This is a genomic window from Embleya sp. NPDC001921, from assembly GCF_053594475.1.
Map to the genome: position 1 here is coordinate 1 of NZ_JBSFEO010000142.1, position 2,895 is coordinate 2,895.

At 72.5% G+C, this 2,895-nt stretch carries 3 protein-coding genes; all 3 read right to left on the reverse strand.

Annotated features, from left to right (window positions below; translation table 11 throughout):
• The coding region (locus tag ACWCPW_RS51795; protein WP_449768651.1) for an ABC transporter permease at nucleotides 1-968 on the reverse strand (968 nt) is incomplete at its 3' end.
• Nucleotides 965-1,732: an ABC transporter ATP-binding protein gene (locus ACWCPW_RS51800; protein ID WP_449768652.1), complete on the reverse strand. Its 768-nt coding sequence runs from the start codon at nucleotides 1,730-1,732 to the stop codon at nucleotides 965-967. The genes ACWCPW_RS51800 and ACWCPW_RS51795, both read right to left, overlap by 4 nt.
• The coding region (locus ACWCPW_RS51805; RefSeq protein WP_449768653.1) for a peptidoglycan-binding protein at nucleotides 1,729-2,895 on the reverse strand (1,167 nt) is incomplete at its 5' end. The genes ACWCPW_RS51805 and ACWCPW_RS51800, both read right to left, overlap by 4 nt.

Sequence of the window (2,895 nt, forward strand, 5' to 3'; positions counted from 1 at the left end):
AGTCCGATTTCCTGGCGGCGTTCGAGGACGGAGATGACCATGGTGTTGGCCACTCCGACCCCGCCGACCAGGAGGGCGACCGCGCCCAGGCCGACGAACAGTGCGGTGAAGGTGTTCTTGGCGGCGAGTTGTGCCTCCAGTGCGTCGGAGGGTCGGCTGACCTTGACGCCGGCGGGGTCGGCCGGGTTGGCCGTGGCGGCGAGTACGTTGCGTACGTCGTCGACCGCGTCTTCCGCGGAGCGTTCGTAGATTCGGGTCGGGTGGCCGTCGAAGTCGAGCAGGTCCCGGGCGGCCTGCCAGCCGACCAGGGCCGTTCGGTCGACCTCGGGTGCCAGCGGTACCGGGTCGAGGATGCCGATGACGGTGAACCACCGGTCGCCGATCCACACCTGCCGGTTCGGCCCGTCGACGCCGAGGAGTTCGGCGGCCCGCGCGCCGAGGACGACGGTGGGGTAGCGGGAGGTGGCGGCGTTGAACCACTGCCCCTTGTCGACCCGTGCGCCGATCGTGCCGAGCAGGTCCTCGCGGGTCGCCGCGACGGTGATCCCCTTGGTCTCGCGGGGGTCGATGCGGTCGGTGCGTCGGACGCTGCGGCCGTCGAGTTGTGCGGTGGCGCTGGCGGAGGTGACGGGGCCGATGCGGCGGACCATGTCGACCGCGTCCTCGGGCAGTGGCACTTTTCCGCCGAACATGGAGTCGCCGGGTCCGACCGAGAGCATGTTGGTGCCCAGGCTGCGGATCCGGTCCGTCAGTTGGGCCTGGCTGGCGGTGCCGATGCCCAGGACCGCGACCATCGCGGCGATCCCGATCGCGATGCCCAGGCCGGACAGGACCGCGCGCATGGGCCGGCCGCGCACTCCGAGCAGACCGACCCGCACCACGTCGGCCGGTCCCAGCCGGGCGGTGCCCGGCAGCGGCACCGGCGCCGGCGCCGGCCGGGGGGCGGTGTCGTGATCCGTTCTCGTCATCCGGGCACCCCCACCGGCGGTTCGGTCGGCACGCCGCTGTCGGCGTGGATGCGGCCGTCCAGGATCTCGACCCGGCGCGGCAACGATCGGGCGATCCCGGGGTCGTGCGTGATGACGACGATCGTGGTGCCGTCCGCGTGCAGTTCGTGCAGCAACCGCATCACCGTGGTCCCGGAGCGGGAGTCGAGCGCGCCGGTCGGCTCGTCGGCCAGGACCAGCGCGGGTCGGGCGACCAGTGCGCGGGCGATCGCGACGCGTTGGCGTTCGCCGCCGGACAGCTCGCGGGGGACGTGGTGGAGTCGGCTGCCCAGGCCGACCCGGGCCAGTGCGTCGGCGGCGCGTTCGCGCCGTTCGCGGACCGGGATGCCGTGGTAGTAGAGGCCGTTGGCCACGTTGTCGATTGCGGTGAAGTGCTCGGTGAGGAAGAACTGTTGGAACACGAAGCCGATCCAGTTGGCGCGCACGCCGCAGAGTTGACGGTCCCTCAGCCGCGCGACGTCGTGTCCGAGCAGCCGCACCACCCCCTGGGTCGGCCGATCCAGGGTGCCCATCAACTGGAGCATGGTCGACTTGCCCGAGCCGGAAGGCCCGACCACCGCGAGCAGTTCGCCCGCCTGGACGGTCAGGTTCGCGTCGATCAGCGCACGGACGCCGCCGGGGTGGGACCGGCCGACGTGCTCCAGTTCGATCACCGGTACCCGGCCGCCGGGATCGGGCGCCCCCGGTTCGGCGCTCCCGCGCGCCGTTGTGCGATGTCTCCTCATGCCTTGGGCACCCCGACCTTCAGGCCCTCGGTCACGCCGTTGCCGGTCACCTCGACCCGGCCGTTGGCGAACATCCCGAGTTCGACCTTCAACAGCCGGGTGCCGCCGTCCCCTTCGAGGGCCTCGATGGCGTAGCCGCCCTCGGCGAGCGCGAGCAGCGCGTTGACCGGGACGGTGAGCACGCCCTTCCTCTCCTTGCCGGTGAACCCGACGGTGACCGGCGCGCCGTCCAGGGTGCCCGCGTCCTTGGGCCGGTCGAGCGCGATGTCGACCGGGATGGTGGCCTTGTCCCCACCCGGCGGGGACCCCGGGGTCTGCTCGCCTTCCCTGGCCACGGTGCCGACCCGGGTGACGGTGCCGGTGGCGGTCCTGCCGCCGGGGAGGGTGACCTGGACCTTGGCGTCCTTGCTCGCCAGCGTCTGCTTGTTGACCGGCAGGTTCACGGTGACCCGGCGGCCGGTGCCGCTCGCCTTGAACAAAGGCCCCTGCGAACTCGCGCCGAGGACCGCGGTGATCTCGCCGACCCGGACCGCGTCGGGCAGTACGACCGCGTCGCCGGGATCGAAGCGGCCGGTCTGCCTGTGGCCCATGTCCTTCTGCCACTTCCTCAGCGCGCCGGCGGTCGCGTCGGTGAACTTCTCGTCCACGGTGAACCCGCCGTAGCCCAGGGCCTGCAGATTCTGCTCCAACTCGCGGACGTCCGCACCCTTGTCCACCCCGACGTACAGCGCCCGCCAGAACGGCGTCTCGCCGTAGAACAGCGGCACCTTCGTCCCGTCCCGCCCGTACACCCGATCGCCGCGCGCCAACGTGTCGCCGACGCCCGGAAGCCAGGTGATGGTCCCCGACCCCGCGTTGCTCCCGGTATCGGGCGGCGTACCACCCCGACCGGAACCTCCGCCCGAACCCGAACCCGAGCCCGAGCCCAAGCCCGAACCCGAAGCCGAACCCGAGCCCTGGGGCTGATTGCCCCCGCCGCCCGGGCCCTGCGACGGCGGCGGGGTGCCGCCGCCCTGCGGCTTGTTCCCACCGCTCGGGGGCGGGGTCTCCTTGTCCGGGCCGGGCGCGGCCGCGTTCACGGAGTACGTGCCCGCGTATCCGAGCTTGCCGTCCACGTTCTGCCGGTCGACCAGGTCCGCCCGGGTCACCGGGACCGCGTCCAG

What these genes read in the sequence shown, in the direction of transcription:
- ACWCPW_RS51800 (WP_449768652.1), bottom strand. Translation starts at nt 1,732, where the DNA reads ATGAGGAGACATCGCACAACGGCGCGCGGGAGCGCCGAACCGGGGGCG.